Origin of the sequence: Mycobacterium dioxanotrophicus, from assembly GCF_002157835.1 — a bacterium.
Lineage (GTDB): Bacteria > Actinomycetota > Actinomycetes > Mycobacteriales > Mycobacteriaceae > Mycobacterium > Mycobacterium dioxanotrophicus.
Genome location: NZ_CP020809.1, coordinates 4751823 through 4776398, shown reverse-complemented (window position 1 = coordinate 4776398; position 24576 = coordinate 4751823). Strand labels below are relative to the sequence as shown.

Sequence of the window (24576 nt, the reverse complement as noted above, 5' to 3'; positions counted from 1 at the left end):
GAACATCGGAGCGTTCGTACTGTCCTGCCTCATCTGCTGGGCGCTGGACGTCGTGGGAGCCGGCACGCGGCGCGCAACTACAACACCAATCTCGGACCGTTAGGCTTACGACGTGTTTGAGAGCTTGTCTGACCGGTTGACCGGTGCCCTGCAGGGGCTGCGCGGCAAGGGGCGGTTGACCGACGCCGATATCGATGCGACCAGCCGGGAAATCCGGTTGGCCCTGCTGGAGGCCGACGTCTCGCTGCCGGTGGTGCGTGCCTTCGTCGCGCGCATCAAGGACCGGGCCAAGGGCGCCGAGGTGTCGGCCGCGCTGAACCCGGCACAGCAGGTCGTCAAGATCGTCAACGAGGAACTCATCGGCATCCTCGGCGGGGAGACCCGGCAGCTGGCGTTCGCGAAGACGCCGCCCACGGTGATCATGCTGGCCGGTCTCCAGGGTGCCGGTAAGACCACCCTGGCCGGCAAGCTCGCGAAATGGCTCAAGGGGCAAGGGCATACGCCGCTGCTGGTGGCCTGTGACCTGCAACGGCCCGGCGCCGTGCACCAGCTCAAGATCGTCGGTGAGCGCGCCGGGGTGGCGGTGTTCGCGCCGCACCCGGGTACGTCGGTGGAGGGGCTGGAGAACGCCGGCCACGGTGACCCCGTGGCGGTCGCCGGTGCCGGTCTGGCCGAGGCCAAGGCCAAGCACTTCGACGTGGTGATCGTCGACACCGCCGGTCGCCTCGGTATCGACGAGGAACTGATGGGCCAGGCCGCCGCGATCCGCCAGGCCGTCAACCCCGACGAAGTCCTGTTCGTGCTCGACGCCATGATCGGTCAGGACGCAGTCGCCACCGCCGACGCGTTCCGCGAGGGCGTCGGTTTCACCGGTGTCGTGCTGACCAAGCTCGACGGCGACGCCCGCGGTGGCGCCGCGCTGTCGGTGCGTGAGGTCACCGGCGTGCCGATCCTCTTCGCGTCGGCCGGCGAGAAGCTCGAAGACTTCGACGTCTTCCACCCCGACCGGATGGCGTCGCGCATCCTCGGCATGGGTGACGTGCTCACCCTCATCGAACAGGCCGAACAGGTCTTCGATCAGCAGAAGGCCGAGGAGGCCGCGGCCAAGATCGGCTCGGGCGAGCTGACGCTGGAGGACTTCCTCGAGCAGATGCTGGCGATCCGCAAGATGGGCCCGATCGGCAACCTGCTCGGCATGCTCCCGGGGGCGGGCCAGATGAAGGACGCGCTGGCCGCCGTCGACGACAAGCAACTGGACCGGGTTCAGGCCATCATCCGCGGCATGACCCCGGCCGAGCGCAGCGATCCGAAGATCATCAACGCCTCCCGGCGGCTGCGCATCGCCAACGGGTCGGGTGTCACCGTTTCGGAGGTCAACCAGCTGGTCGACCGGTTCTTCGAGGCCCGCAAGATGATGTCCTCGATGGCCGGGCAGATGGGCATGCCGTTCGCCCGCAAGAGCGCCACCCGTAAGGCTGCCAAGGGCAAGAACAAGCAGGCCGGTAAGGGCCGCAAATCGGGCAAGGGTCCGACGCCGCCGAAGGTGCGCAATCCGCTGGCCGGGCCGGGCATGCCTGCCGGGTTCCCCGACCTGTCCAACATGCCCAAGGGACTGGACGAGCTGCCGCCGGGTCTGGCCGATTTCGATCTGTCGAAGTTGAAGTTCCCGGGCCAGAAGTAGCCGCCATGACGGTCCTGCACGTTCGCGGTCGGGGACTGCCAGACGGCGAAGCCGTGCAATGGTGGATCGAACGCGGTGTGCTGCGTGCCGATCCGATCGCCGGCGCCGAGACGGTGTTCGACGGTGGCTGGATCCTGCCCGGCCTCGTCGACGCACACTGCCACGTCGGCCTCGGACCGCACGGTCCGGTCGAATTCGACGAGGCCGTCACCCAGGCGGAGACCGAACGCGGCGTCGGGGCGCTGCTGCTGCGCGACGCCGGATCGCCGGTCGACACCCGCAGCATGGACGACCGCGAGGACCTGCCCAGGATCATCCGGGCCGGCCGACACCTGGCCCGGCCCAAGCGGTATTCACCCGGTCTGCCGATCGACATCGAAGACGAATCGCAACTACCGGAGGCGGTGGCCGAGCAGGCCCGCTGGGGCGACGGCTGGGTCAAACTCGTCGGCGACTGGATCGACCGCAGCGTCGGCGACCTGGCCCCGCTGTGGTCCGACGAGATCCTCAAGGCCGCCATCGACGCCGCCCACGCCAACGGGGCCCGCGTCACCGCGCACGTGTTCGGTGAGGACGCGTTGCCGGGGCTGATCAACGCAGGCATCGACTGCATCGAGCACGGCACCGGGATCACCGACGACATCATCGAGCTGATGCTGGCCAACGGCACTGCCCTGGTACCGACGCTGATCAACATCGAGAACTTTCCCGGGATCGCCGACGCCGCGGCCAAGTACCCGGTCTACGCGACCCATATGCGGGAGCTGTACGCGTCGTGCCGGGCCCGCGTCGGCGCCGCCCACGAGGCAGGCATCCCCATCTTCGCGGGCACCGACGCCGGCGGCATGATCGCGCACGGTCGTATCGGCGACGAGATCGAGGCCCTCAAAACCGTGGGGCTGAGCCCGACGGATGCACTCGGCGCGGGCTGCTGGGATGCCCGTGCGTGGCTGGGCCGGCCGGGGTTGGCCGACGGAGCTCCGGCAGATCTGGTCTGTTACGCCGAAGACCCGCGCAGCGGTGGCGTCGACCACCCCGATCTGGTGATCCTGCGCGGCCGCGTCTACTAGCGATCAGCCGTACTGGCTGAAACCCCAGTCCAACAGCTGCGTCGCCTGGCCGTAGAGGTCGCCGGTGCCGTACATCTGGACGACGATCAGCCGGTGGCTGCCCCGTTGTGCGGCACCGACGTAGGTCTTGCGGGCCAGGTCGGTATAGCCCGTCTTGCCTGCGAGGTCGCCGGGGTAGCGGGTGAGCAACTCGTTCTGACTGGTCAGGGTTCGGCCGGGGAATTGGGCCGTGGTCTGCCGAAAGATCTGGGCGATCAACGGATAGGTCAGCGCGGCGCGGTAGATCACCGCCAGATCGTGCGGTGTGGTCAGCGATTCCCAGCCCGGCCCGTCCAGGCCGGATGGGGAGCCCGCGCGGGTGTTGCGGGCACCCAGCCCGGCTGCCTTACGGTTCATCTTGGCGACCGCGGCGCGCTGTCCGCCGAGCATGTCGGCCAGCATGTTGGCGGCATCGTTGCCCGACACCATCAGCAGGCCCTCCAGCAGTTGCTGCGTGGTGTAGGCCTGGCCGGGTTTGAGCCCGACGCATGAGCACTCGACCTTGGTGTGCGAGTCGTTGGCCCGGGCGAAGTTGTCCGGCCGCAGGTTGTCCAGGACGACCATCGCCAGCAGTGGCTTGATGGTGCTGGCCGGGGCATAGGAGCCGTTGGGATCTTTGGCCGCCAGTACCCGGCCTGTGTCGAGGTCGGCGACCAGCCACGCTTTGGCGGGGCCGTTCGCGAACGCTTGTGCGCCTGCCGGTTCCACGGCCGGATCGGCAGCGGCGACCGGCACCGTCAGCGCCGTGCCGAGGGCGAGCGCGGCCGCCGCGAACAGTGTGCGCACGTGCGCCGACGCTACGGTTCGCAGGACTCGTTCAGCGCGCGTTCAGGTCTCTGTCGGATATCGACGCGAATGCGCTCACAGCGTGCCGATACTCGCGGAGTGGTCCTGCAAAAAGCCCCAATCCAGCAGGGCGGCAGCCTGATCCCAGTACGTCGGACCGCCTTCTTTGACCAGCCCGTGCATCATCGAGATCACCAGACGGCGCCCGTCGCGCTGGGCCGCCGCGACGAACGTCTTCCGCGCGATGTCGGTGAAACCCGTCTTCCCGCCGATGGCGCCGGGGTAGCGCTGCAGCAACTCGTCCTGGTTCTGCAGCACCCGATCGCCGGACCTGGTCGGGAAGACGGTCGACGGCATCGCCGTGATCTGGGCGAACACGGGGTTGGCCATCGCGGCGCGGAAGATCACCGCCATGTCGTGCGGCGTGGACCAGAACGGCATGCCCGGGGCATCCAGGCCCGACGGCGTCACCACATTGGTGTCGTGAGCCCCGAGCTGCGCGGCTTTGGCGTTCATCTTCGCGACCGCGGCGCCCTGGCCGCCGAGCATGTGCGCCAAGGTGTTTGCCGCATCGTTGCCCGAGTCCAGCAGCGCCGCCTCCAGCAGCTGGCGGGCGGTGTAGGTCTGGCCGGGGGTGACGCCGACGCACGTGCACTCGGCCTTCGAGTCGGCCTCGTCAGCCACGATGGTGCTGTCCAGCGGTAGTTCGTCGAGCACCACCTGGGCGAGCAGGGTCTTGATCGTGCTCGCCGGCGCGTAGCGGGTGTTCTCGTTACGCGCCGCCAGCACCTGGCCGGTGTCCAGGTCGGCCACCACCCAGCCTTCGGCGGGCCCGTCGGGGATCGGCGCCGAGCCGATCTGCTGCACGGCCATGTCGGCTCTCGCGGCGGGTGGGCCGACCGCACCAGTGCTCAGAGCCGCGAACAGGACCGCAAGCGCGGCGACGAACCTCACCATGGCCGGTCAGCCTAATCGTGTTGAATCGAGACATGTTGAGCCTGGCTGAGATTTCGGACCGACTGGAGATTCAGCAACTGTTGATCGACTATTCGTCGGCGATCGACCGCCGGCGGTTCGACGACCTCGACCACGTCTTCACGCCGGACGCCTACATCGACTACCGGGCCATGGGTGGCATCGACGGGCACTTCCCGGAGGTCAAGCGGTGGCTGGCGGAGGTATTGCCGAACTTCCCGGCATACGCCCACATGCTCGGCAACTTCGACGTGCGCATCACCGGTGACACGGCGTCCTCGCGCACCATCTGTTTCAATCCGATGGTGCTGCCCGGTGCGGCACAAGCCGAATCTCCGGCACCGCCGACAGCGCAGGTGCTGTTCTGCGGTCTGTGGTACGAAGACGAGTTCGTGCGCACCACCGACGGCTGGCGGATGAGCCGGCGCGTCGAGACCAAGTGCTTCGACAAGGTCGTCTGAGCCGCCCCCGGGCCACCCGTCAGCTGGATTTGGGCAGGCCGGACGCCCTCTGGCACAATGGTCGGCTGTCCGCCGTGCGACTCGTTCGATGCGCTGCGCGGTGGTCACACACGTAAGGCAAAACCGGATCCGGGCAACCCGCCCCGATCGCCGAATTGCAGCGTGGCAATCGTATCGAGGAGCTTCACAGTGGCTGTCAAGATCAAGCTGACCCGGCTTGGCAAGATCCGCAACCCCCAGTACCGCATCATCGTCGCCGACGCGCGCAACCGCCGCGACGGCCGCGCCATCGAGGTCATCGGCCGGTACCACCCCAAGGAAGAGCCGAGCCTGATCGAGATCGATTCGGAGCGCGCGCAGTACTGGCTGGGTGTCGGCGCTCAGCCCACCGAGCCGGTCGCGGCTCTGCTGAAGATCACCGGTGATTGGCAGAAGTTCAAGGGCCTGCCGGGCGCCGAGGGCACGCTGAAGGTCAAGGAGCCCAAGCCTTCCAAGCTGGACCTGTTCAACGCCGCGCTCGCCGAGGCGGAGAGCGGCACCACCGCTCAGGCCGTGACGCTCAAGAAGAAGAAGTCCAAGAAGGACGAAGCCGCCGAGGCTCCGGCCGATTCCGCGGCCGACGAGGCTGCGACTGACGCCGCCAGCGAGAGCTGAGCGCCGAAGTGAGTTCTGTCGTGGTCGACGCCGTCGAGCACCTGGTGCGCGGCATCGTGGACAACCCCGACGACGTGCGGGTCGACATGGTGACCAGCCGCCGCGGACGCACCGTCGAGGTGCACGTCCATCCGGACGACCTGGGTAAGGTCATCGGCCGCGGTGGCCGTACGGCCACCGCGCTGCGCACCCTGGTCGCCGGCATCGGTGGGCGCGGGATCCGCGTCGACGTGGTGGACACCGACCAGTAGCGTCGGCTCCATATGGATCTGGTTGTCGGACGGGTCGTCAAGGCGCACGGGATCACCGGCGAGGTCGTCGTCGAGGTGCGCACTGATGACCCGGACGCCCGCTTCAGCCCTGGTGTCACACTGCGGGGCCGGGCCAAGGGCGGTGCCGAACGTCCCTTCACGGTCGAGTCGGTGCGCGAGCACGGCGGTCGACTGCTCGTTCGGCTGGCCGGCGTCGCCGACCGCAACGCCGCAGATGAACTGCGCGGCACCATCTTCGTGGTCGACGCCGCCGAGCTGCCCGCCATCGACGATCCCGACGAGTTCTACGACCATGAGCTCGAAGGGCTGCGGATGGTGTGCGCCGACGGCACGCCCGTCGGCAAGGTCTCGGAGGTGCTGCACACCGCGGCGGGGGAGTTGCTCGCGGTGAAGGCCGACGCCGACGGGCGCGAGGTGCTGGTGCCGTTCGTCAGCGCCATCGTCACCTCGGTCTCCCGGGAGGACGCGACGATCGTCATCGACCCGCCCGACGGCCTGCTCGACTTGGCCTGACGGAGCGACGCCGTGCGCATTGACGTCGTCACCATCTTTCCGGCATACCTGGATCCGATCCGGCAGTCGTTGCCGGGCAAGGCCATCGACGCCGGCATCGTCACGCTGGCCGTGCACGATCTGCGGGCGTGGACCCACGACGTGCACCGGTCGGTCGACGATTCCCCGTACGGCGGGGGCCCGGGCATGGTCATGAAAGCCCCGGTCTGGGGACAGGCACTCGACGAAATATGCACTGAGGACACGCTTCTGGTGGTCCCCACCCCGGCGGGCCGGCTGTTCAACCAGGCGACGGCCGAGCGGTGGAGCACCGAACGGCACCTGGTGTTCGCGTGTGGCCGATATGAGGGCATCGATCAGCGGGTGGCCGACGACGCGGCCCGGCGCATGCGGGTCGAAGAGGTGTCGATCGGCGATTACGTGCTCACCGGCGGCGAGTCGGCAGCGCTGGTGATGATCGAGGCGGTGGTCCGCCTGATGCCCGAGGTGCTGGGCAATCCTGCTTCACACCAACAGGATTCGCATTCAGACGGGCTGCTCGAAGGGCCCAGTTACACCCGTCCACCGAGCTGGCGGGATCTGGACGTGCCCGCTGTGCTGCTGTCGGGCGATCATGCCAAGGTGGCCGCCTGGCGCCGGGAACAGGCGTTGCAGCGCACCCGGGAACGTCGCCCGGATCTGCTCGACTGAGCCTGCGTCAGATCCGCCCGCCGGGGAACATCGTCTTGACCGCATCGGTGATGGTCTTGCGGGCAGTGGCGTCGTCGGTGGGTTGCATCGAGCCGATGACCATGACGAAACGACGGTCGGCGCCGATCACCCCGGTGGACAGATGCATCCAGTTGCCGCCGTTCCAGCAGCACATCCAGCCCTGCTTGACCGCGACCGGCTCGGCGTACAGCCCGTCGGGGATGCCGAAACGTTGTGGGTAGCCGTCGATTCCGTTCGCGGTGGACTGGGCGAGGTTGGCCAGGATGATGTTCGCCTGCTCCTGGGGCAGCCCGCCGCCGCCGTTCATCAGCAGGTCGTAGTAACGCGCCAGATCGTCGGCGGTGCTCATGGTGTTCCACCAGTGCCCGTCGTAGGGCGTCGAGGTGGACTTCAGACCGTAGCGTGCCGTCACCCGGGTGATGATCGCGCTGCCGCCGTTGCGGTTCCAGAAGTCCTCGGCGGCGCCGTCATCGGAGGACCGCAACATGATGTCGAGCGCCTGACGGTCGTCGGCCGTGACCGTGGTCTGGCCCTTGGCCTCCTGCAGCAGCAGATCATCGGCGATGAACAGCTTGGCCACCGATGCGATGGGGATCGGCGTCGAGTTCCCGTTCGACACCAGCTGGCCGGTGCTGCGATCCAGCACCAGCACCGTGATGTCGGCCCCGGCCTTCGATGCGGTCGAGGTCGCCAGGCTGGCCCGGCTCTGCAGCCCGTCGAAGGTTGCTGCGGGCTCGTCGGCGGGCGCGTCAGGCAGCGGCGCGGCGGTGCCCTGCGGCACGACCACGGTGTACTGCGGAGCATTGGGGACCGGCGGCGGTGTTCCGTACACCCTGGCTTCGCAGCCGGCGATGGTGATCATCCCGATCACGCCGGCTGCTGTCACGGTCATCATCCTTGACGGCCGCCGTTGCATGCCTCTCCTTAGACCCGGTAGCTGGAATCCGGATATCGGAAGCGAGCGACACGTGCGCCTCAGTCGTCAGCAACCGCATTTCGGACGGTTCAGACTAACCGGTTGCAGATGAAATCGCGTAGCTTGTCGGTGACCGCGTTTCCGGGGTTGTGCAAGATTTGCAGCGCAGCCGAACCGCCGGATCTGCCCGGATTTCACTGGATCGGGGCTCGTCTGGCACAATTGAGCAGTTGTCTGCTGCAGCCCAGGGCTGGATATCGCTACCCGGCCGCTGCCAGATACGCCCCGATACACCCGAAAACTAGCTTCGGCTGCGCGTCCGCGCATCGGCCCGGAGCCGCTAACAACAAGGAAGTGTCACCGATGAACACGCTGGACTTCGTCGATCAGGCGTCGCTGCGCGACGACATCCCGACCTTCAGCCCCGGCGACACCGTCAACGTGCACGTGAAGGTCATCGAGGGCTCCAAGGAGCGCATCCAGGTCTTCAAGGGTGTCGTGATCCGTCGCCAGGGCGGCGGCATCCGCGAGACCTTCACCGTGCGTAAGGAAAGCTACGGCGTCGGCGTCGAGCGGACCTTCCCGGTGCATTCGCCCAACATCGATCACATCGATGTCGTGACCCGCGGTGACGTGCGTCGCGCCAAGCTGTACTACCTGCGCGAGCTGCGCGGCAAGAAGGCGAAGATCAAGGAAAAGCGCTGAGCGCGTTGCCCTGCCCGGCGAAGTCCGGACGGCACACGCCGCTACTGTGGACGCCGTGACCGGACCCGCCGACTCTGCCGACTCGTCATCGGAAGACATCGTCAACCCCGATTCCGAGACGTCCAAGCCGGATACCGGCGCCGCCTCTGAAGACGCCACCGAAGAAGCGCCCAAACGCAAGCGTTCGTCGCTGCGTGAGGGCGCCATTCTGGTGACCATCGCGATCGTCCTGTACTACGTGATGCTCACGTTCGTCGCGCGGCCCTATCTGATCCCGTCGGAGTCGATGGAGCCCACGCTGCACGGCTGCAGCGGCTGCGTCGGCGACCGGATCATGGTCGACAAGGTGACCTACCGGTTCACCAAGCCAAGCCCGGGCGACGTGGTGGTGTTCAAGGGTCCGCCGTCGTGGAACATCGGGTACAAGTCGATCCGCTCGGACAACACCGCGGTGCGGTGGGTGCAGAACGCGCTGTCGTTCATCGGCTTCGTCCCGCCCGACGAGAACGATCTCGTCAAACGCGTGATCGCGGTTGGCGGTCAGACGGTCGAATGCCGTGCCGACACCGGGTTGACGGTCGACGGCAAACGACTCAACGAGCCGTACCTGGATCCCGCCACGATGAATGCCGACCCACAGATCTACCCGTGCCTCGGCAACGAGTTCGGGCCCGTCACCGTGCCGCAGGACCGGCTCTGGGTGATGGGCGACAACCGCACCCATTCGGCCGATTCCCGGATCCACTGCACCAATGTGCCCGCCGACGTGCAGCGCGGTGTGCACTGCACCGGGGACCCGATGGCAGGCACCGTACCGGTGGACAATGTGATCGGTAAGGCGCGATTCATCGCCTGGCCGCCGGGCCGCTGGGGCGGCGTCAGCAGCGTGAATCCGCAGACCGACTCATAGGCGCAGGCCCAGTGCCTCAAGAGGTGAAGATGTCGTGGCCGCCTCGAACGGTGATCCGGAAGGCCTCCGGCCTTCGGACCCTGGAGTCCGCGCTGTACCGCAACGGGCTCGGCCCTGTCGCCGGTGTCGATGAGGTGGGCCGGGGAGCGTGCGCGGGGCCGCTGGTCGTGGCGGCATGTGTGCTCGGCCCGAACCGGTTGGAGAGCCTGGCCGACCTCGATGATTCCAAGAAGCTCGGGGAGAAGGAACGCGAACGGCTGTTCCCGCTGATCCGTCGCTATGCGCTGGCCTATCACGTGGTGTTGATCCCGTCGACCGAGGTGGATCGCCGCGGCGTCCATGTGGCCAACATCGAGGGCATGCGCCGCGCGGTGGCCGGGTTGTCGGTGCGGCCTGGTTACGTGTTGTCCGACGGATTCCGGGTACCCGGTCTTGCCGTGCCGTCCCTTCCGGTGATCGGTGGTGATGCTGCTGCAGCGTGTATAGCGGCGGCCAGTGTGCTGGCCAAGGTCAGCCGCGACCGGTTGATGGTGGAGATGGAACGCGAGCACCCGGGCTACGGGTTCGCCGAGCACAAGGGTTACAGCACGCCGGCGCACACCGCGGCGATGGCGAAGCTGGGGCCGTGCGCGCAGCACCGCTACTCGTATGTGAACGTGCGGCGGGCCGCGGAGACTGTCGGAATGCGGCCAGTCCTGCAGTTGCGGGATCGGTGCGACGTGATGGGCTCAGGTGGGGAATGATGGAACGCAACCTAGACGAAGGACAGCAGAGTTTATGAGTGCCGAAGATCTCGAGAAGTACGAAACCGAGATGGAGCTCTCGCTGTACCGCGAATACAAGGACATCGTCGGGCAGTTCAGCTACGTCGTGGAGACCGAGCGGCGGTTCTACCTGGCCAACAGTGTCGAGCTGGTGCCGCGCAACGCCGACGGTGAGGTGTACTTCGAATTGCGGTTGGCTGACGCGTGGGTGTGGGACATGTACCGGCCGGCGCGGTTCGTCAAGCAGGTGCGGGTCATCACCTTCAAGGACGTGAACATCGAAGAGGTCGAGAAGCCCGAGCTGCGGCTGCCGGAGTAACCGGCCGTCACTGCGCAGCGGCGTGCAGGTGCTCGCCGAAGAACGCGAAGACCCGGGTCCAGGCGTCGGCGGTGGCGGCTTCGTTGTAGCCGAACCCGGTGACCCGCAGCAGTGGTTGGGCGGGTAGCAGGTTGGCGAAGCTGTGACCGGCGTCGGGGTAGACCTTGATGTCGGATGTGATGTTCTTCGTGTCGACGATCTTGCGCAGCCGCGCCGGGGCGCCGATGCCGAGCGGGTCGCGGCGCCCGAAGCTGGCGACGATGGGGCACGACGCGTCGAGGATCTCGTCGAGCCGCCGTGGCAGGGGAGTGCCGTAGAACGGCGCCGACGCGGCGAAACCCTTGGGGCCCATGACAAGTGCGAATTGCCCGCCCATGCAGAAGCCGGCGATGCCGACGGTGCCGGTGCACTCCGGCAGGGACTTCAGATGGTCGCGGGCAGCCAGGATGTCATCGAGCGCGCGACCGCGTTGGCTCAACAGGTCACGCATCACCCGCGTGACACACCGGGCCCGGCCGCCGCGGGCGTACAGGTTCGGCGTGAGCGCGAGGTAGCCGGCTGCGGCGATCCGCTCGGACACCAACTCGTTGTCAGGCGCGTAGCCGATGGCATCGTGAACCACCACCACACCCGGCCATGGCCCGTCGCCTTCCGGCGTGTCCAGCAGCGCGTCGATGGGGCCGTCGGGGGTGTCGAGACTGATCGTCGTCACCCTTGCCAACCTAATCGCGCGGTTCAGGTCCCGCAGAACGTGCGGTAGGCGCCGAAGTCGGGCGGTGCGGGTTGGGCGTAGCGCTGCAGTCCGGGCCGCACGTCATACGGTGCGGACACCGCCTCCAGCAGGTCGTCGAGCGGTTCCAGCTCACCGCCGGTCGCCGCGGCCAGAGCCTCCTCGACCAGGTGGTTGCGGGGGATGTAGACGGGATTGACGCGGTCCATCGTGTCGGGCGCAGGGCCGAACGCACGCCAGCGCGTCAGCCAGTCCTCGAACGCCTCGGGTTCGGCGAACAGGTTGCGCACCGGCCCGGCGTCGCCGCGCGCGGCTTGCGCCAGGTCACGGAAGAACGACGTGTAGTCGACGCGGCCTGCCAGCAGGAGCTTGAGCAGCTCCTCGACCAGGCCGCTGGCCTGCTCGTGCGAAACATCCTCGGGCAGGCCGAGTTTGGCCCGCATTCCGGCCAACCAGGCCTCCTGGAACCGGGTGCGGAACCCGGCGAGGGCATCGGTCGCCGAGGCCACCGCGCGCTCGCTGTCCTCGTCGATCAACGGCAGCAGGGTTTCGGCGAACCGGGCGAGGTTCCATTCGGCCACTGCCGGCTGGTTGCCGTAGGCGTAGCGCCCGCCGTGATCGATCGAGCTGAACACGGTCGCCGGATCGTAGGCCTCCATGAAGGCGCACGGTCCGTAGTCGATGGTTTCCCCCGAGATGGTCATGTTGTCGGTGTTCATCACGCCGTGGATGAAGCCGACGAGCATCCACCGGGCCAGCAGTTCGGCCTGTCCGGTGACGACCGCCTCGAACAAGGCCAGGTACGGATTGTCGGCCGTGGCGGCACCGGGGTGATGGCGGGCGATGGCATGGTCGGCCAGGCGCCGCAGCAGATCGGTGGTCCCGGTGGCCCGTCCGTAGGCGGCGGCGTACTGGAAGCTGCCCACCCTCAGGTGACTGGCCGCCACGCGGGCGAGCACCGCGCCAGGTTGTGGGGTTTCGCGCAGCACGCCCCGTCCGGTTGCCGTTACGGCCAGCGACCGCGTGGTCGGGATGCCCATGGCGTGCATGGCCTCGCTGACGATGTACTCACGCAGCATCGGCCCGACGACGGCGAGGCCGTCGCCCCCGCGCGCGAACGGGGTGCGTCCTGAGCCTTTGAGGTGCAGGTCGCGCAGCTGCCCACCGGTGTCGACGAGTTCGCCGAGCAGCAATGCGCGCCCGTCGCCCAGCCGCGGCACGTAGCCGCCGAACTGGTGCCCGGCGTAGGCCTGGGCCACCGGTTTCGCGCCGTCGGGGAGCACGGTTCCCAGCAGCAGACCGACACCGTCCGGGCTGCGCAGCCACGCCGGGTCGAGGTCCAGTTCGAGGGCCAGCGCGTCGTTGAGCACCAGCAGCCGTGGGGACGGCGCGGCTTCAGCCTGCCACTCGACGGCCAGTTCGGGCAGCTCGCGGGCGAACCGGTTGTCGAGCACGACAGCCGGTTTCACGCCCGTCACAGGCTGCCCAGATCGTCGGGGACATCGACGGCGTAGCGCTGCAGGACGTCGAGGGGCACCAGCTCGAGGGTGCTTTCATGGGTGGCGGCCAGGACGACCGGAGCCGCGCAGCCGTCCTGATGCGCGCGCAGCCAATTGCTCGCCGTGACACACCAGCGATCCCCGGGCATCAACCCGGGGAAGCGGAAATGTGGTGCCGGTGTCGACAGGTCGTTGCCGATCACCTTCTGATGTTCCAGGAACTCGGAGGTCACCACCGCGCAGATGGTGTGCCTGCCGAGGTCGCCGTCACCGGTCGAGCAGCAGCCGTCGCGGTAGAAGCCGGTCAGGGGATCGGTACCGCATTCGTCCAACGGACCGCCCAGCACGTTGCGATCAGCCATCAGTCCAGTATTGCCCGTCGGAGCGGTCTCCGGCGGCGGTGGGGATCAGGAAAGCTGTGCGGCGATCTCGTTGAACGCGGCGATGGTGGGGAACAGCTTGGCTGCGTCCTGGGGGTATGGCCAGCTCGACAGCTTGGCGGCGACGATGTTCGCGGCGCGGTTGACGTAGATCATCTGGCCGTGGATACCCAGGCAGAGCAGGACGGTGTTACCCGGCCCGGGGAACCAGCACTGGTTGCGGTACATGCCGCCGGGCATGCGGTTGTCGTCCGGGCTGGCGGCGAATGCGGACCGCGAGTCGATGCCGCCGGCGAAGGTGTCGGCGATCCAGGACAGCGGTACCACCCGTTCTCCGGTCAGCGAGGTGCCGCCATTGACGAAAAGCGACCCGAACCGCACCAGATCCCGCAGGCATGCGTTGATGCCGCCGTCGAACATCCCGGTTCCGACGGAGTCGACGCCGATGGTGGCGTCCTGCTGAGCGCCGAGCTTGCTCCACAGCAGCTGTGACATGAGGTCGGGCATCCTGACGCCGCCGGCGGCCTCGCAGATCCAGCCGAGCACATCGGTTTCGCACGAGCGGTATTCGAACGGGCCGCCGTGGGCCGACTTCTGCCGCAGGGTCAGTAGGAAGTCGTACATGGTCGAGGGCAGCTCGGGCACGGTGCGGGGGGCCCAGCCGATGGCTTGCTCGAGCAGCCGTACCTCGGCCATGGGGTCCAGGTAGGCCTCGGAAAAGGCGATGCCCGAACGCATGTCGAGCAGGTTGCGCACGGTGGCGCCCGCATAGCCCGACTGTTCCAGGGCAGGAACGTATTTGGTCAGGGGTGCGTCGACATCGAGCGCACCGCTGGCCGTCAGTGCGCCGGCGACGATGCCGACCATCGACTTGCTGACCGACATCAGCAGGTGGCTGGAGTCGGGCGTCATGCCGCTGTAGTAGTGCTCCTCGAGCACTTTCCCGCGCTGCGTGACGATCCAGCCGTCGGTCACCGTCGAGGTCATCACCTCACCGACGGTCGTCTGCACCGCGTTGGTGCTGTCGTACATCGGGATCGACGACAGGTCTGCGGGGGCGGCAGGCAGGTCGGCCACCGGCCCGGCGCCGCGGCTGATCACCGCCGTCGGGAGGAAGTCGGCGATGTGCTGGAAGGTCCAGTGCAGCTGCTCGGCGGACTGCCAGTTCTGCAGCGTCAGCTCCGCCGGTACGTTGCCAGATTCAGTAGCGGATTCGTTGCCGAGCAGCATGTGTGTTCCAGCCTCCCAATGCCGTGCCGGTGTTGCCCAGCAATGTCCTCGAACGACACTAACTCAGCGTGCTTCGGCGCTGCGCTGAGCATCGAGGATTAACAGTGCCACGTGCAGCGACGTCATCGACTCGCCGTCCTCTAGGTCCATGTCGAGCCGCCTCTGGATGGCGGCCAGGCGGCTGTACAAGGCCGGTCGGCTCATGTGCAACCGCTTGGCCAACGCCGATTTGTTGCCCGCCAGTTCCAGATAACCCCGCAACACGGCAAGGTCGTTCTCGCCGTGATCGGCGTCACGGATGAGCAGATTCTTGAGTTCGGTCTCGGCGAAGGTCTGCACCCGCGGGTCGTCCTGCAGCAAGGCGAGCAGTCCGCGCAGCCGGACATCCGAGGCCCGGACGAACGGTCGCTGCATTCTCGACATCGACAGCGCCACCTCGGCGACGTGCGCGGATTCCCGCAGGCCGTGCACGGCGTCGGCAAACCCGTTGGCGCTGCCACCCACAGCGACGACGACTTTGTCGGTGTCACCGCCACGGCCGATGGTTTCGCGCAGGCCCTCGGCCAGCCGGGTGAGGCCGGCATCGGCAGTGCTGCCGCGTCGGGTAGCCACGGCCAGTACCAGGCCGATCTCACCGTCACGGCGGACCGAACAGATCGCGGTGTGGCCCTGGGATTTCACGCTGTGGGCGACGGCGTCGAGGATGCGGATGTTGCGGCGCTGCACGGCCACCGGGTCGAGGCGGTCCGCCGGCGCGGCCACCCGGACGGTGACCGGCAGATACGGTCCGCCCGCCCGCAGTCCCAGTGCGATCGCACGGGCGTCGGCGTCGCGGTCGTCGTCGATGCGACCGCCGAGGACGTCGTCGATCAAACCGCTCTGGGCCTGGTGTTCGAGCCCCGAGCGGCCGCGTTCGGCCATCCGGTGCAGGGCCAGCGCCTGGGCGGCGCGCTCGAGCACCATCTTGGCCTGGGCCGGTGCCGCCGGTGGGTGCGGGATGATGAGCCGGCCCCACTCCTCGGCGCGGGGCCCGACCGTGGTCGTGGCCCACGTTTCGGTCATTGCGCGCGATCGCCGTTGCCAGTTGTCGAGCACCACGGTGGCCGCCTCGTGGCGAGGGGATACGGCCAGCACCTGGTGGGAGAGGTCCTCCAGCACCACCGACTCGTCGACCATGTCCGCGGCCGCGCGCACGATGTCGGCAAGCGAGGCGCGCTTCATGCTGAGGTCGGTGAAGGTCTGATGGGTCCGGTGGGCGAACGCGAGCTCCTCGTACTGGTCGGCGACGATGAGCCGGTGCACCGCCTCGGTGACCTCGACGAATTTCGTTTCGCGGTGCAGCACCACCAGCGGCATCCCGAGTGACGCGGCGATGCCGCCGGTGCCCTCGGGCAGCGCTTCGATCCGGGTGCCCAGTTCGACCACGACGCCGACGGCCCCGGCGCGCCCCATCCTGTCGAGATAGTCGTGCGGGGCGTCGCGTAGTGCCGAACCCGTGGTGAGGACCAGCTCGCCGCCCTGCAGCAGGCCGGACAGATCGGGCATGTCGCTGACGTGCACCCAGCGCACCGGGCGGTCGAGGTTCTCGGCGCTGACCACCTCGGGCAGGCCGGCGCGGACGACGGGTAGGTCGACGACGTCGCGGACGGTCGGGATCATTTACAGATTGTAATAAGACAGCTCTGTCCGGATACATAATGACGGGCCCTGGCGGGTGGTGCATGCCGCAAAGTAATAGTCAGAGTTAACCAACCCCGAGGAGGTCCCCGCATATGAGCAACGTCATCCAGCACTGGCGCAACAACGAGACGTTCGCCGGTTCGTCGACGGCCACGTCGCCGGTGACCAACCCGGCTACCGGTGAGGTGACCGGTGAGTTGCGGCTGGCCAGCGTGGAGGACGCGCAGTCGGTGATCGACGCTGCTGCTGCGGCGTTCCCGGCATGGCGGGACACCTCACTGGCCAAGCGCACGCAGGTGCTGTTCACGTTCCGCGAGCTGATCAACGCCCGCAAGGAAGAGTTGGCGGCCATCATCACCTCCGAGCACGGCAAGGTGCTCTCCGATGCCCTCGGTGAGGTTTCCCGCGGTATCGAGGTCATCGAATTCGCTTGCGGCATCCCGCATCTGCTCAAGGGTGGGTACACCGAGAACGCCTCGACCAAGGTCGATGTGCACTCGGTTCTGCAGCCGCTGGGCGCGGTCGGCATCATCTCGCCGTTCAACTTCCCGGCCATGGTGCCGATGTGGTTCTTCCCCATCGCGATCGCCGCGGGCAACACCGTGGTCATCAAGCCTTCGGAGAAGGATCCCTCGGCCGTGATCTGGATGGCCGAGCTGTGGAAGGAAGCCGGTCTGCCCGCGGGCGTGTTCAACGTCCTGCAAGGTGACAAGACCGCGGTCGACGAGGTGCTGACCAACCCCAAGATCAAGGCCGTCTCGTTCGTCGGCTCGACCCCGATCGCGCAGTACGTGTACGCCACCGCCACTGCCGCGGGCAAGCGCGTGCAGGCCCTCGGCGGAGCCAAGAACCACGCCGTCATCCTGCCCGACGCTGATCTGGACCTGGCCGCCGACGCCATGGTCAACGCCGGTTTCGGTTCGGCGGGCGAGCGCTGCATGGCCATCTCCGCGGCTGTCGCGGTCGGCCCGATCGCCGACGACCTGGTCGCCAAGATCGCCGAGCGCACCGCCACCATCAAGACCGGTGACGGCACCAAGGATTCGGACATGGGTCCGCTGGTCACCAAGGCTCACCGCGACAAGGTGGCCTCCTACATCGATGCCGGCGAGGCCGCCGGTGCCAAGGTTGTGGTCGACGGTCGTACCGTGCTGGACGGGGCTGGCCATAGGGATCCAGCCGGGTTCTGGCTGGGCCCGACCCTGCTGGACAACGTCACCCCCGAGATGAGCGTCTACACCGACGAGATCTTCGGCCCGGTCCTGTCGGTGGTGCGCGTCGAAAGCTACGACGAGGCACTCGAACTCATCAACAGCAACCCCTACGGCAACGGCACCGCGATCTTCACCAACGACGGCGGCGCTGCGCGGCGCTTCCAGAACGAGGTCGAGGTGGGCATGGTCGGTATCAACGTGCCGATCCCGGTTCCCATGGCGTACTTCAGCTTCGGTGGCTGGAAGGCCTCGCTGTTCGGTGACAGCCACGCTCACGGCACCGAGGGTGTGCACTTCTTCACCCGCACCAAGGCCATCACCACCCGCTGGCTCGACCCCAGCCACGGCGGCATCAACCTGGGCTTCCCCCAGAACGGGTAAATCTGGACTGTTGTGTGGCCCATCCGGATAAGCCCCTCGCCGGATGGGCCACGCAACTCCAAAGGAACGGCAACCGACCCCCGCTGCTGCGAGCACAAGTGAGAGACTTGACCATGACTTTGACCGACGAGTCCACCCTGCTGCCCAACGGATTGACCGTGGAGGCGGCCCGCGCCGAGGCGGCGCGTACCTACGAGCTCGACCGTGCGCACGTGTTCCATTCCTGGTCCGCGCAGGCCGAGATCTCCCCGATGACGATCACCGCTTCGCAGGGATCGTATGTCTGGGACGGTGAAGGCAACCGGCTGCTGGATTTCTCCTGCCAGCTGGTCAACACCAACATCGGTCATCAGCACCCCAAAGTGGTTGCGGCCATTGCTGATCAGGCAGCCAAGCTGTGCACCGTGGCTCCGCAGTACGCCAACGACGCGCGTTCGGAGGCAGCGCGGCTGATCGCCGAGCGCACTCCGGGCGAGCTGGACAAGATCTTCTTCACCAACGGCGGCGCCGATGCCATCGAGCACGCGGTGCGCATGGCCCGGTTGCACACCGGCCGGTACAAGGTGCTCACCCGGTACCGCTCCTACCACGGTGGCACCGAGACCGCGATCAACATGACCGGTGACCCGCGCCGCTGGCCCAACGACCACGGCAACGCCGGCATCGTGCACTTCTTCGGGCCGTTCCTCTACCGCTCGCGCTTCCACGCCACCACCGAGGCCGAGGAGTCCCAGCGCGCGCTGGAACACCTCGAGGAGACCATCCGCATGGAGGGTCCGTCGACCATCGCCGCGATCGTGCTGGAATCCATCCCGGGTACCGCGGGCATCATGATCCCGCCGCCGGGCTACATCGCCGGCGTGCGCGAGATCTGCGACCGCTACGGCATCATGTACATCGCCGACGAGGTGATGGCGGGGTTTGGGCGCAGCGGAAAGTGGTTCTCGGTCAACCACTTCGACGTCGTGCCGGACCTGCTGACCTTCGCCAAGGGCGTCAACTCCGGCTACGTCCCGCTCGGTGGTGTCGCGATCAGCCCGGCCATCGCCGAGACCTTCGCTCACCGGGCCTACCCGGGCGGGCTGACCTACTCGGGTCATCCGCTGGCCACCGCGGCCGCCGTCGCCACCATCAACGCGATGGAGGAGGAAGGCATGGTCGACAATGCGGCCCGCATCGGCGCCGAGGTGATCGCACCGGGCCTGGCCGAGCTGGCCGCCAAGCATCGCAGCATCGGTGAGGTGCGTGGTGCCGGGGTGTTCTGGGCCGTCGAGCTCGTCGCCGACCAGCAGACCCGCGAACCGCTGGCCGCGTACGGCGGTTCCAGCCCGGCGATGAACGCGGTGATCGCAGCGTGCAAGGCCAATGGCCTGCTGCCGTTCGCCAACTTCAACCGGATCCACGTCGTGCCGCCGTGCAACGTCACGGCCGATGAGGTGCGCGAGGGGCTGGCAATCCTGGACAAGGCATTCGACGTCGCCGACGAACACGCGCGCTAATTTTCCCCACCGATGCCCGGCCGTACGTGTGACGCGGCCGGGCATCGTCATGCTGTGAATCGGTGGCCGACTTGGCAGACTGAACCCCGTGCGTTCACATGCCCAGTGCTGGTTGACAGATATGGACGGAGTCCTCGTTCACGAGGACTCCGCAATTCCCGGAGCCGCGGAGTTCCTGCAGACGTTGGTGGACAAGGAACGGCCGTTTCTGGTCCTGACCAACAATTCGATCTTCACGCCGCGGGATCTGGCGGCCCGGTTGCTGCGTTCGGGCTTGTCGGTGCCGGAGCCTGCCATCTGGACCTCGGCGCTGGCCACCGCGGCGTTCCTCGACGGTCAGCTGCCCGGCGGGTCGGCCTACGTCATCGGCGAGGCCGGGCTCACCACCGCGCTGCACGAGGTCGGCTACACCCTCACCGACACCGCGCCGGACTTCGTCGTGCTGGGCGAGACCCGCACCTATTCGTTCGAAGCGATCACCAAGGCGATCCGGCTGATCATCGGCGGCGCCCGGTTCATCGCCACCAACCCGGACGTCACCGGGCCGTCGGCGGAGGGTCCGCTGCCGGCGACCGGGTCGGTGGCCGCCATGATCACCAAAGCAACCGGCCGCGAACCGTATTTCGTCGGCAAGCCGAACCCGATGATGTTCCGTAGCGCGCTCAACCGGATCGAGGCGCATTCGGAGAACACCGTGATGGTGGGGGACCGGATGGACACCGACGTGGTGGCCGGTATCGAGGCCGGGCTCGACACGATCCTCGTGTTGACCGGTTCCACCCAGGTCGACGACATCCAGCGCTACCCGTTCCGCCCCAGCCGTGTACTGCCGTCGATCGCCCAGGCGATCGAGCTGATCTGAACGTCAGGGGTTTCAGGCGGCCGACGGCGCGAAACGCCGGGCGGGGATGGCCCCACAAACGGGTGATCGCATAGAGTATCCAATATCAGCGAAAGCGAGACCCGATGCCACCCCGAACAGCCACTTCGCGCACGGCCTCTGACGTAACCGCCAAGGGCGGCAAGGGGCCGCGATCGGACTTTGTCAGACCCAAGACTGCGCAGCAGGCCGTTGCGGAGGTGCTCCGTCGGGACATCACGAGCGGCAAGCTCGCGCCCGGGAGCTGGATCGTGCAGGAAAGCCTCGCCGAGCAGTTCGGCATGTCGCGCATCCCGATCCGCGAAGCGCTCAAAACCCTTGAGGCCGAGGAGTACATCACCTACGTGCCGCACAGCGGATACCGGGTGGCCAAGCTCGGCCTCGATGAACTGGTCGAGGTTTTCCGGCTGCGCGACATCCTCGAAGCCGAGCTCATCCGCGATGCCATGCCTGCCGTGACCGACGAGGTCGTTGCGCAGATGCGCGAGCAGATGACCGAGATGGAGCAGGCCGCGGCGGCAGGCGACCTGATCGCCGTGGGCCTGGCCAACCGGCAGTTCCACTTTCTGACGTTCGAGGCCAGCGGGATGGCGCGCACCAAGCGCATCGTGACCCAGCTCTGGAACACCGCCGACGCGTATCGGCCGCTGTACGCCCACCTCATGGATCTGGCCAAGGTCAACAGTGAACACGTGCTCCTGGTGGATGCGATGGCGGCTCGCGACGTCGAGCGGGTGGTCAAGCTGAACCACGAACACCGCCTGCACGCGATCGATCACCTGCACACCGTGTTCGGTCGCGAGGATTCCGAAGCGGGCGCGTGAGCCCGCGGGACCGCCTCGTGGCGTTGGGTTTTGAGATTCCGTCGGCGCCGAAACCCAAAGGGGCGTATTTTCCGAGCCGACGCTGCGGAGACCAACTGTGGATCTCGGGTTCGACCGCGCGGCGGCCCGGGGATCCCGGTGCTGTGGGTGTCGTGGGGGACGACGTCACGGCCGAACAAGCTCGGGTGCAGGCCCGCTTCGCAGCACTGAATCTGATCGCGGCGATCGATGCGGCGGTCGGGTTGCAGGCGGTGACGGCGCTCGTGCACCTTCGCGGTTACGTCCGGGCAAGGCCCGATTTCGACGGGCATCCGGCGGTGATCGACGGTGCCTCCGAGCTGCTGGTCGACGTGTTCGGTGAGGACTGCGGCGCGCACGCCCGCACAGCGATCGGGGTGGCGTCGCTGCCCGGCGGTGCCTGCGTGGAGTTGGAACTCGTAGCGGCCGTGGGCTAGCGGGTCTGGATCAGGCCAGTCGCTCGGCGGTGCGCCCGATGGCCAACCCCAGCGCAACTCCGGCCAGAGCTGTCAATGCAATTGCCAGCCAGTCGTTTTCGTATGTGGGCCGCTGAACGTGCCGGTCCGCGGGTACCGGTTCGTCAGCCGGTGCCATCAACGCGTTGAGCCTGCGGACGAACTGGCCGATGATGCGGTTGCCGACCTGGCTGATGACGCCACTGCCGAACTGGGCGATGCGGCCGCCGAGTTCGAGGTCGGTCCGCACCGTGACCGCAGCTCGGCCGCCGCTGTCGCGGGCCGACATCGTGACGGTCGCCTCAGCCGAGCCGTTACCTTTGCGATCTCGCGCCGTGCCACGTACCACCATGTGATGGGCGGTGTCGTCGCGATCGACGACGGTCGCCGTGCCCGCCAGCGTGAGCCCCACCGGTCCGACCTTGACCGCGACCCGTGCCCGGTAGTCGTCACCCTCGTGGCCTTCGAGTTCAGCGCCGGGTATGCATTCGACAACACGCGGAATGTCGGTCAGCACTGCCCACGCCGCATCGAGCGGCGCATCGACGGAGAACTCGTTGACCAGTTGCATGACGTTTCCTGTCCTCTTCTCGACCGATCCGATCACTCATTTGGAGTTGTGTGACCTGAACCGCACCCCTACGATTGGATACGATATCCAACACGGGCCCAGGAGGTCGATAGTGCTGAGTAAAGGGGTCGGTTTGTTCCCGACCGAGCCGGTGGGCGCCATGTGCGAGTACGTCAAGCTGAGCGAATCGCTCGGCTACGACAACGTGTGGTTCGGTGACTCGCAGAACATCTGGCGTGAATCGTCGACCGTCATGGGGGCCGCGGCCGTCGGCACGGAACGCATCGTGTTCGGCACCGGCGTGACGAACGCGGTAACCCGCCATCCGTCCCTGCTCGCATCCACCTGGGCGACGCTCGCCGAGTTCACCGGTGGCCGCGTGGCGCTGGGGATCGGGACCGGCGATTCCTCATTGCGGACCATGGGCCTCAAGCCGCTCAAGCTCACCGAGCTGGAGCAGTCGATCCTCGACCTCCGTGCGCTCTTCAAAGGTGAGAAGGTGGTGGAGCCGACCAGCGGCGCCGAATACCACCTGAACTACGTGACCGAGCCGATGAACATACCGATCTATATCGCCGCATCCGCACCGAAGATCCTGCGGATGTCCGGGCGCATCGCCGACGGCGTGATCGTCCTTGTCGGTACCGCCCCGCGCTTCATCGAGGCGGCCCTCGCGGCCATCGAGGCGGGTGCTGCCGAGAGCGGTCGCACGCTCGACGACATTCACATCGTGCTGTGGACCCCCACAGCGATCGACGAAGATCGCACGAAGGCTCGGGATCTGGTGCGCGCGCACGTATCTCGGGTCGCGATCCGACCGTTGCCCGCAAAGGTCGAGCCGTCGCTGGAGCAGGCGATCGACCGGATCCGGGAGTCCTACGATTACTACCAGCACATGAACACCGAAGCGTCGCACGCAGATCTGGTACCCGACGAGTTGGTGGATCTGTTCGCACTGGCCGGAACGCCGGACGAATGCGCCCAGCGGCTCAAGGAGATCGAGGCGCTCGGTGTCGACCAGGTGTCGATCGTGCCGTTCGTGCGGCCGGGCGAGAGCCGGGCTCCCACGATCCGCACATTTGCCGAGATCGTGGGCGGCCATGTCTGACACGGCCCGCGCTGCGCAAGCGTATCCGGCGCCGGGAAGCGCGGTGCCCGGCGCGCCGCCTGCGTTGAAGCGGGCCCTCACGCCCGCCGACGGCGTGCAAATGGGTGCGCAGCAGTCGTCGCCTGGTCTTTCCGTCGCGGTGTCCGGCGCACCGGGAGCGGCCGGCGGTTCTCGATACACGGCGGCCGCGGCTCTCATGGGAGTGGCGGTGGGGCTCGAACTGGCCGGCCTGTTGTCGGGAGTTCTCGGGACGCCCCGCCGCTCGAAAACATTGACCTAGATCACAGTAATTCGTATAGTGTATCCAATATTCAACGCCCGGAGGTTGTGTCGGATGCCCTGGTTTCCCAAAGTCTTTGCCGCTGCGTGTACTGCGGTCGCCGTCGTCGTCGGGATGACGGCGTGCGCCGATGAATCCGCCGGTCCGGCCGGTGGCGGCACGGACGCGTTGAGCATCTCGGCGACGGGCGTCGACAGCTTGCCGTTCATGGCGATCCTGCAGGTCGGCATCGACAAGGGTTGGTTCAAGGAGCAGGGCCTCAACGTCGATCTCTATTCCGGGGGCGGCGGCGGGAACACGCTGCGCGTCGTCACGAGCGGCGATGCGGACATGGCCATCGCGGGTAACAGTTCAGTGATTCTCGCTGCACAGCAACCGAATTCGAAGCTCAAGGTAGTTGCACCCTGGTTTCAGATCAACGACTTCTCGTGGATCTCCCCGCCCGGACGCAAACTCGAGAACGCCACTCTCGGTTTCAGCTCGGCGGGATCCTCGACCGAACTCGTCGTCAAGGGCCTGGAGCGCAAACTCAACGTCAAGTCGCAGGCGGTCGGCCCGATGGGCGACAACTGGACCGCGGCCAAGGCCGGTCAGATCACCGCGGGGTGGGCCATGCAGCCGTTCATCGCAGACAAGCAGGCCTCGGATCACGCTGAGGTACTGGTGAATTCGCGCGATGTGGTCGGCGACCTGCCCGCCGACCTGGTGGCGGTGAACACCGACTACGCCGAGCGGAACCCGGAGAACATCCGTGACTTCTTCACCGTCGTCAACCGACTCAACGAATGGCTGGTGGCCAACCCGGACGAGGCCGCTGCGACCATCGCACCGCACGTCGGCGTCAGCCCCGCGGTGATGAAGTCGGCGTTCGCCGCCAACCCCGATCTCGCCAAGGGATACACGCTGAAGGTCGACACCGCAGGGCTGACGAACCTGTCGGAGTTGATGGTGGGGGCCGGCCAGATCTCCGAGCCCATCGACTGGGCCGCGACGCTCGACCAGCAATACCTGCCCGACGCCGCGCGGGCGAAATTCTGAGCCAGGACAGCCA

Annotated in this window: 28 protein-coding genes; 19 read left to right on the top strand and 9 right to left on the bottom strand. The window is 67.2% G+C overall.

Annotation, left to right across the window (positions count from 1 at the left end; genetic code table 11):
• Positions 1–112 precede the first annotated feature (112 nt).
• Together ffh and BTO20_RS23300 are read left to right on the top strand one after the other, a co-directional pair.
• Positions 113–1681 (top strand): signal recognition particle protein, encoded by a 1569-nt coding sequence (gene ffh / locus BTO20_RS23305; protein ID WP_087078470.1) that lies wholly within the window; start codon positions 113–115, stop codon positions 1679–1681.
• Positions 1682–1686: 5 nt separating this feature from the next.
• Entirely contained in the window at positions 1687–2751 is a 1065-nt protein-coding gene (locus BTO20_RS23300; RefSeq protein ID WP_087078469.1) for an amidohydrolase family protein, read from the top strand.
• Positions 2752–2754: 3 nt separating this feature from the next.
• Here the strand turns inward: BTO20_RS23300 and BTO20_RS23295 are convergent, their stop codons facing one another.
• Together BTO20_RS23295 and BTO20_RS23290 are read right to left on the bottom strand one after the other, a co-directional pair.
• On the bottom strand, positions 2755–3576 hold the full coding sequence (locus BTO20_RS23295) for a D-alanyl-D-alanine carboxypeptidase (protein ID WP_087078468.1): 822 nt from the start codon (positions 3574–3576) through the stop codon (positions 2755–2757).
• Positions 3577–3651: 75 nt separating this feature from the next.
• Complete coding sequence (locus BTO20_RS23290; protein ID WP_087078467.1) at positions 3652–4533, bottom strand: D-alanyl-D-alanine carboxypeptidase family protein; 882 nt, start codon at positions 4531–4533, stop codon at positions 3652–3654.
• A gap of 32 nt (positions 4534–4565) precedes the next feature.
• Between BTO20_RS23290 and BTO20_RS23285 the strand changes: the two genes are divergently transcribed.
• The 5 genes from BTO20_RS23285 (at position 4566) to trmD (ending at position 7141) form a co-directional block, all read left to right on the top strand.
• Positions 4566–5012, top strand: a complete 447-nt coding sequence (locus BTO20_RS23285; protein WP_087078466.1) for a nuclear transport factor 2 family protein — start codon at positions 4566–4568, stop codon at positions 5010–5012.
• A gap of 189 nt (positions 5013–5201) precedes the next feature.
• Entirely contained in the window at positions 5202–5666 is a 465-nt protein-coding gene (rpsP, locus tag BTO20_RS23280) for a 30S ribosomal protein S16 (RefSeq protein ID WP_087078465.1), read from the top strand.
• An 8-nt stretch (positions 5667–5674) separates the two neighbouring features.
• Positions 5675–5917 carry an RNA-binding protein gene (locus tag BTO20_RS23275; protein WP_003881089.1) on the top strand — a complete coding sequence of 81 codons (243 nt, stop codon included), beginning with the start codon at positions 5675–5677 and terminating at the stop codon, positions 5915–5917.
• 12 nt (positions 5918–5929) lie between these two features.
• Positions 5930–6451, top strand: coding sequence for a ribosome maturation factor RimM (gene rimM / locus BTO20_RS23270; RefSeq protein ID WP_087078464.1), 522 nt, complete (start codon positions 5930–5932; stop codon positions 6449–6451).
• 12 nt (positions 6452–6463) lie between these two features.
• Positions 6464–7141, top strand: coding sequence for a tRNA (guanosine(37)-N1)-methyltransferase TrmD (gene trmD / locus BTO20_RS23265; protein ID WP_087078463.1), 678 nt, complete (start codon positions 6464–6466; stop codon positions 7139–7141).
• 7 nt (positions 7142–7148) lie between these two features.
• On the opposite strand, the gene BTO20_RS23260 is transcribed toward trmD, so the two are convergent.
• Positions 7149–8078: a serine hydrolase gene (locus tag BTO20_RS23260; RefSeq protein ID WP_087078462.1), complete on the bottom strand. Its 930-nt coding sequence runs from the start codon at positions 8076–8078 to the stop codon at positions 7149–7151.
• A gap of 363 nt (positions 8079–8441) precedes the next feature.
• Between BTO20_RS23260 and rplS the strand changes: the two genes are divergently transcribed.
• The 4 genes from rplS to BTO20_RS23240 are packed head-to-tail and all read left to right on the top strand — an operon-like array spanning position 8442 to position 10776.
• Entirely contained in the window at positions 8442–8783 is a 342-nt protein-coding gene (gene rplS / locus BTO20_RS23255; RefSeq protein ID WP_029372100.1) for a 50S ribosomal protein L19, read from the top strand.
• A 46-nt stretch (positions 8784–8829) separates the two neighbouring features.
• A complete protein-coding gene (gene lepB, locus BTO20_RS23250; protein WP_198344031.1) occupies positions 8830–9693 on the top strand; it encodes a signal peptidase I in 864 nt (287 codons plus the stop codon).
• Positions 9694–9716: 23 nt separating this feature from the next.
• The gene (locus BTO20_RS23245; protein WP_232491260.1) at positions 9717–10436 is read left to right on the top strand and encodes a ribonuclease HII; all 720 of its coding nucleotides are present in this window, start codon (positions 9717–9719) and stop codon (positions 10434–10436) included.
• A gap of 34 nt (positions 10437–10470) precedes the next feature.
• Positions 10471–10776: a DUF2469 domain-containing protein gene (locus BTO20_RS23240; RefSeq protein WP_018600763.1), complete on the top strand. Its 306-nt coding sequence runs from the start codon at positions 10471–10473 to the stop codon at positions 10774–10776.
• 7 nt (positions 10777–10783) lie between these two features.
• On the opposite strand, the gene BTO20_RS23235 is transcribed toward BTO20_RS23240, so the two are convergent.
• From BTO20_RS23235 to BTO20_RS23215, 5 genes are all read right to left on the bottom strand, one after another.
• The gene (locus BTO20_RS23235; RefSeq protein ID WP_087078461.1) at positions 10784–11488 is read right to left on the bottom strand and encodes a dienelactone hydrolase family protein; all 705 of its coding nucleotides are present in this window, start codon (positions 11486–11488) and stop codon (positions 10784–10786) included.
• A 23-nt stretch (positions 11489–11511) separates the two neighbouring features.
• Positions 11512–12984, bottom strand: coding sequence for a protein adenylyltransferase SelO (locus tag BTO20_RS23230; RefSeq protein ID WP_087078460.1), 1473 nt, complete (start codon positions 12982–12984; stop codon positions 11512–11514).
• The gene (locus BTO20_RS23225) at positions 12981–13367 is read right to left on the bottom strand and encodes a DUF2237 family protein (RefSeq protein WP_087078459.1); all 387 of its coding nucleotides are present in this window, start codon (positions 13365–13367) and stop codon (positions 12981–12983) included. Before BTO20_RS23225 ends, BTO20_RS23230 begins: the two co-directional genes overlap by 4 nt.
• 45 nt (positions 13368–13412) lie before the next feature.
• Entirely contained in the window at positions 13413–14615 is a 1203-nt protein-coding gene (locus BTO20_RS23220) for a serine hydrolase domain-containing protein (RefSeq protein ID WP_087078458.1), read from the bottom strand.
• 63 nt (positions 14616–14678) lie between these two features.
• Entirely contained in the window at positions 14679–16274 is a 1596-nt protein-coding gene (locus tag BTO20_RS23215; RefSeq protein ID WP_087078457.1) for a PucR family transcriptional regulator, read from the bottom strand.
• Positions 16275–16387: 113 nt separating this feature from the next.
• Between BTO20_RS23215 and BTO20_RS23210 the strand changes: the two genes are divergently transcribed.
• From BTO20_RS23210 to BTO20_RS23190, 5 genes are all read left to right on the top strand, one after another.
• Positions 16388–17890 carry a CoA-acylating methylmalonate-semialdehyde dehydrogenase gene (locus BTO20_RS23210; protein WP_087078456.1) on the top strand — a complete coding sequence of 501 codons (1503 nt, stop codon included), beginning with the start codon at positions 16388–16390 and terminating at the stop codon, positions 17888–17890.
• A 113-nt stretch (positions 17891–18003) separates the two neighbouring features.
• Entirely contained in the window at positions 18004–19389 is a 1386-nt protein-coding gene (locus tag BTO20_RS23205) for an aspartate aminotransferase family protein (RefSeq protein ID WP_087078455.1), read from the top strand.
• Between the two features lie 88 nt (positions 19390–19477).
• On the top strand, positions 19478–20251 hold the full coding sequence (locus tag BTO20_RS23200) for an HAD-IIA family hydrolase (protein ID WP_064943719.1): 774 nt from the start codon (positions 19478–19480) through the stop codon (positions 20249–20251).
• A gap of 104 nt (positions 20252–20355) precedes the next feature.
• On the top strand, positions 20356–21093 hold the full coding sequence (locus BTO20_RS23195; RefSeq protein WP_087078453.1) for a GntR family transcriptional regulator: 738 nt from the start codon (positions 20356–20358) through the stop codon (positions 21091–21093).
• Positions 21090–21548 carry a RidA family protein gene (locus BTO20_RS23190; protein ID WP_087078452.1) on the top strand — a complete coding sequence of 153 codons (459 nt, stop codon included), beginning with the start codon at positions 21090–21092 and terminating at the stop codon, positions 21546–21548. The genes BTO20_RS23195 and BTO20_RS23190 overlap by 4 nt, the downstream gene beginning before the upstream one ends.
• A 10-nt stretch (positions 21549–21558) precedes the next feature.
• On the opposite strand, the gene BTO20_RS23185 is transcribed toward BTO20_RS23190, so the two are convergent.
• Entirely contained in the window at positions 21559–22137 is a 579-nt protein-coding gene (locus BTO20_RS23185) for an SRPBCC family protein (protein ID WP_087078451.1), read from the bottom strand.
• A 112-nt stretch (positions 22138–22249) separates the two neighbouring features.
• Here BTO20_RS23185 and BTO20_RS23180 point away from each other — a divergent pair, with 112 nt between their 5' ends.
• Genes BTO20_RS23180 through BTO20_RS23170 form a run of 3 tightly spaced genes read left to right on the top strand, consistent with a single transcriptional unit; the run spans position 22250 to position 24563 of the window.
• Positions 22250–23245, top strand: a complete 996-nt coding sequence (locus BTO20_RS23180; RefSeq protein WP_232490831.1) for an LLM class flavin-dependent oxidoreductase — start codon at positions 22250–22252, stop codon at positions 23243–23245.
• Positions 23238–23525, top strand: coding sequence for a hypothetical protein (locus tag BTO20_RS23175; protein WP_087078450.1), 288 nt, complete (start codon positions 23238–23240; stop codon positions 23523–23525). Before BTO20_RS23180 ends, BTO20_RS23175 begins: the two co-directional genes overlap by 8 nt.
• A gap of 54 nt (positions 23526–23579) precedes the next feature.
• Positions 23580–24563 carry an ABC transporter substrate-binding protein gene (locus tag BTO20_RS23170; RefSeq protein WP_087078449.1) on the top strand — a complete coding sequence of 328 codons (984 nt, stop codon included), beginning with the start codon at positions 23580–23582 and terminating at the stop codon, positions 24561–24563.
• Positions 24564–24576 lie beyond the last annotated feature (13 nt).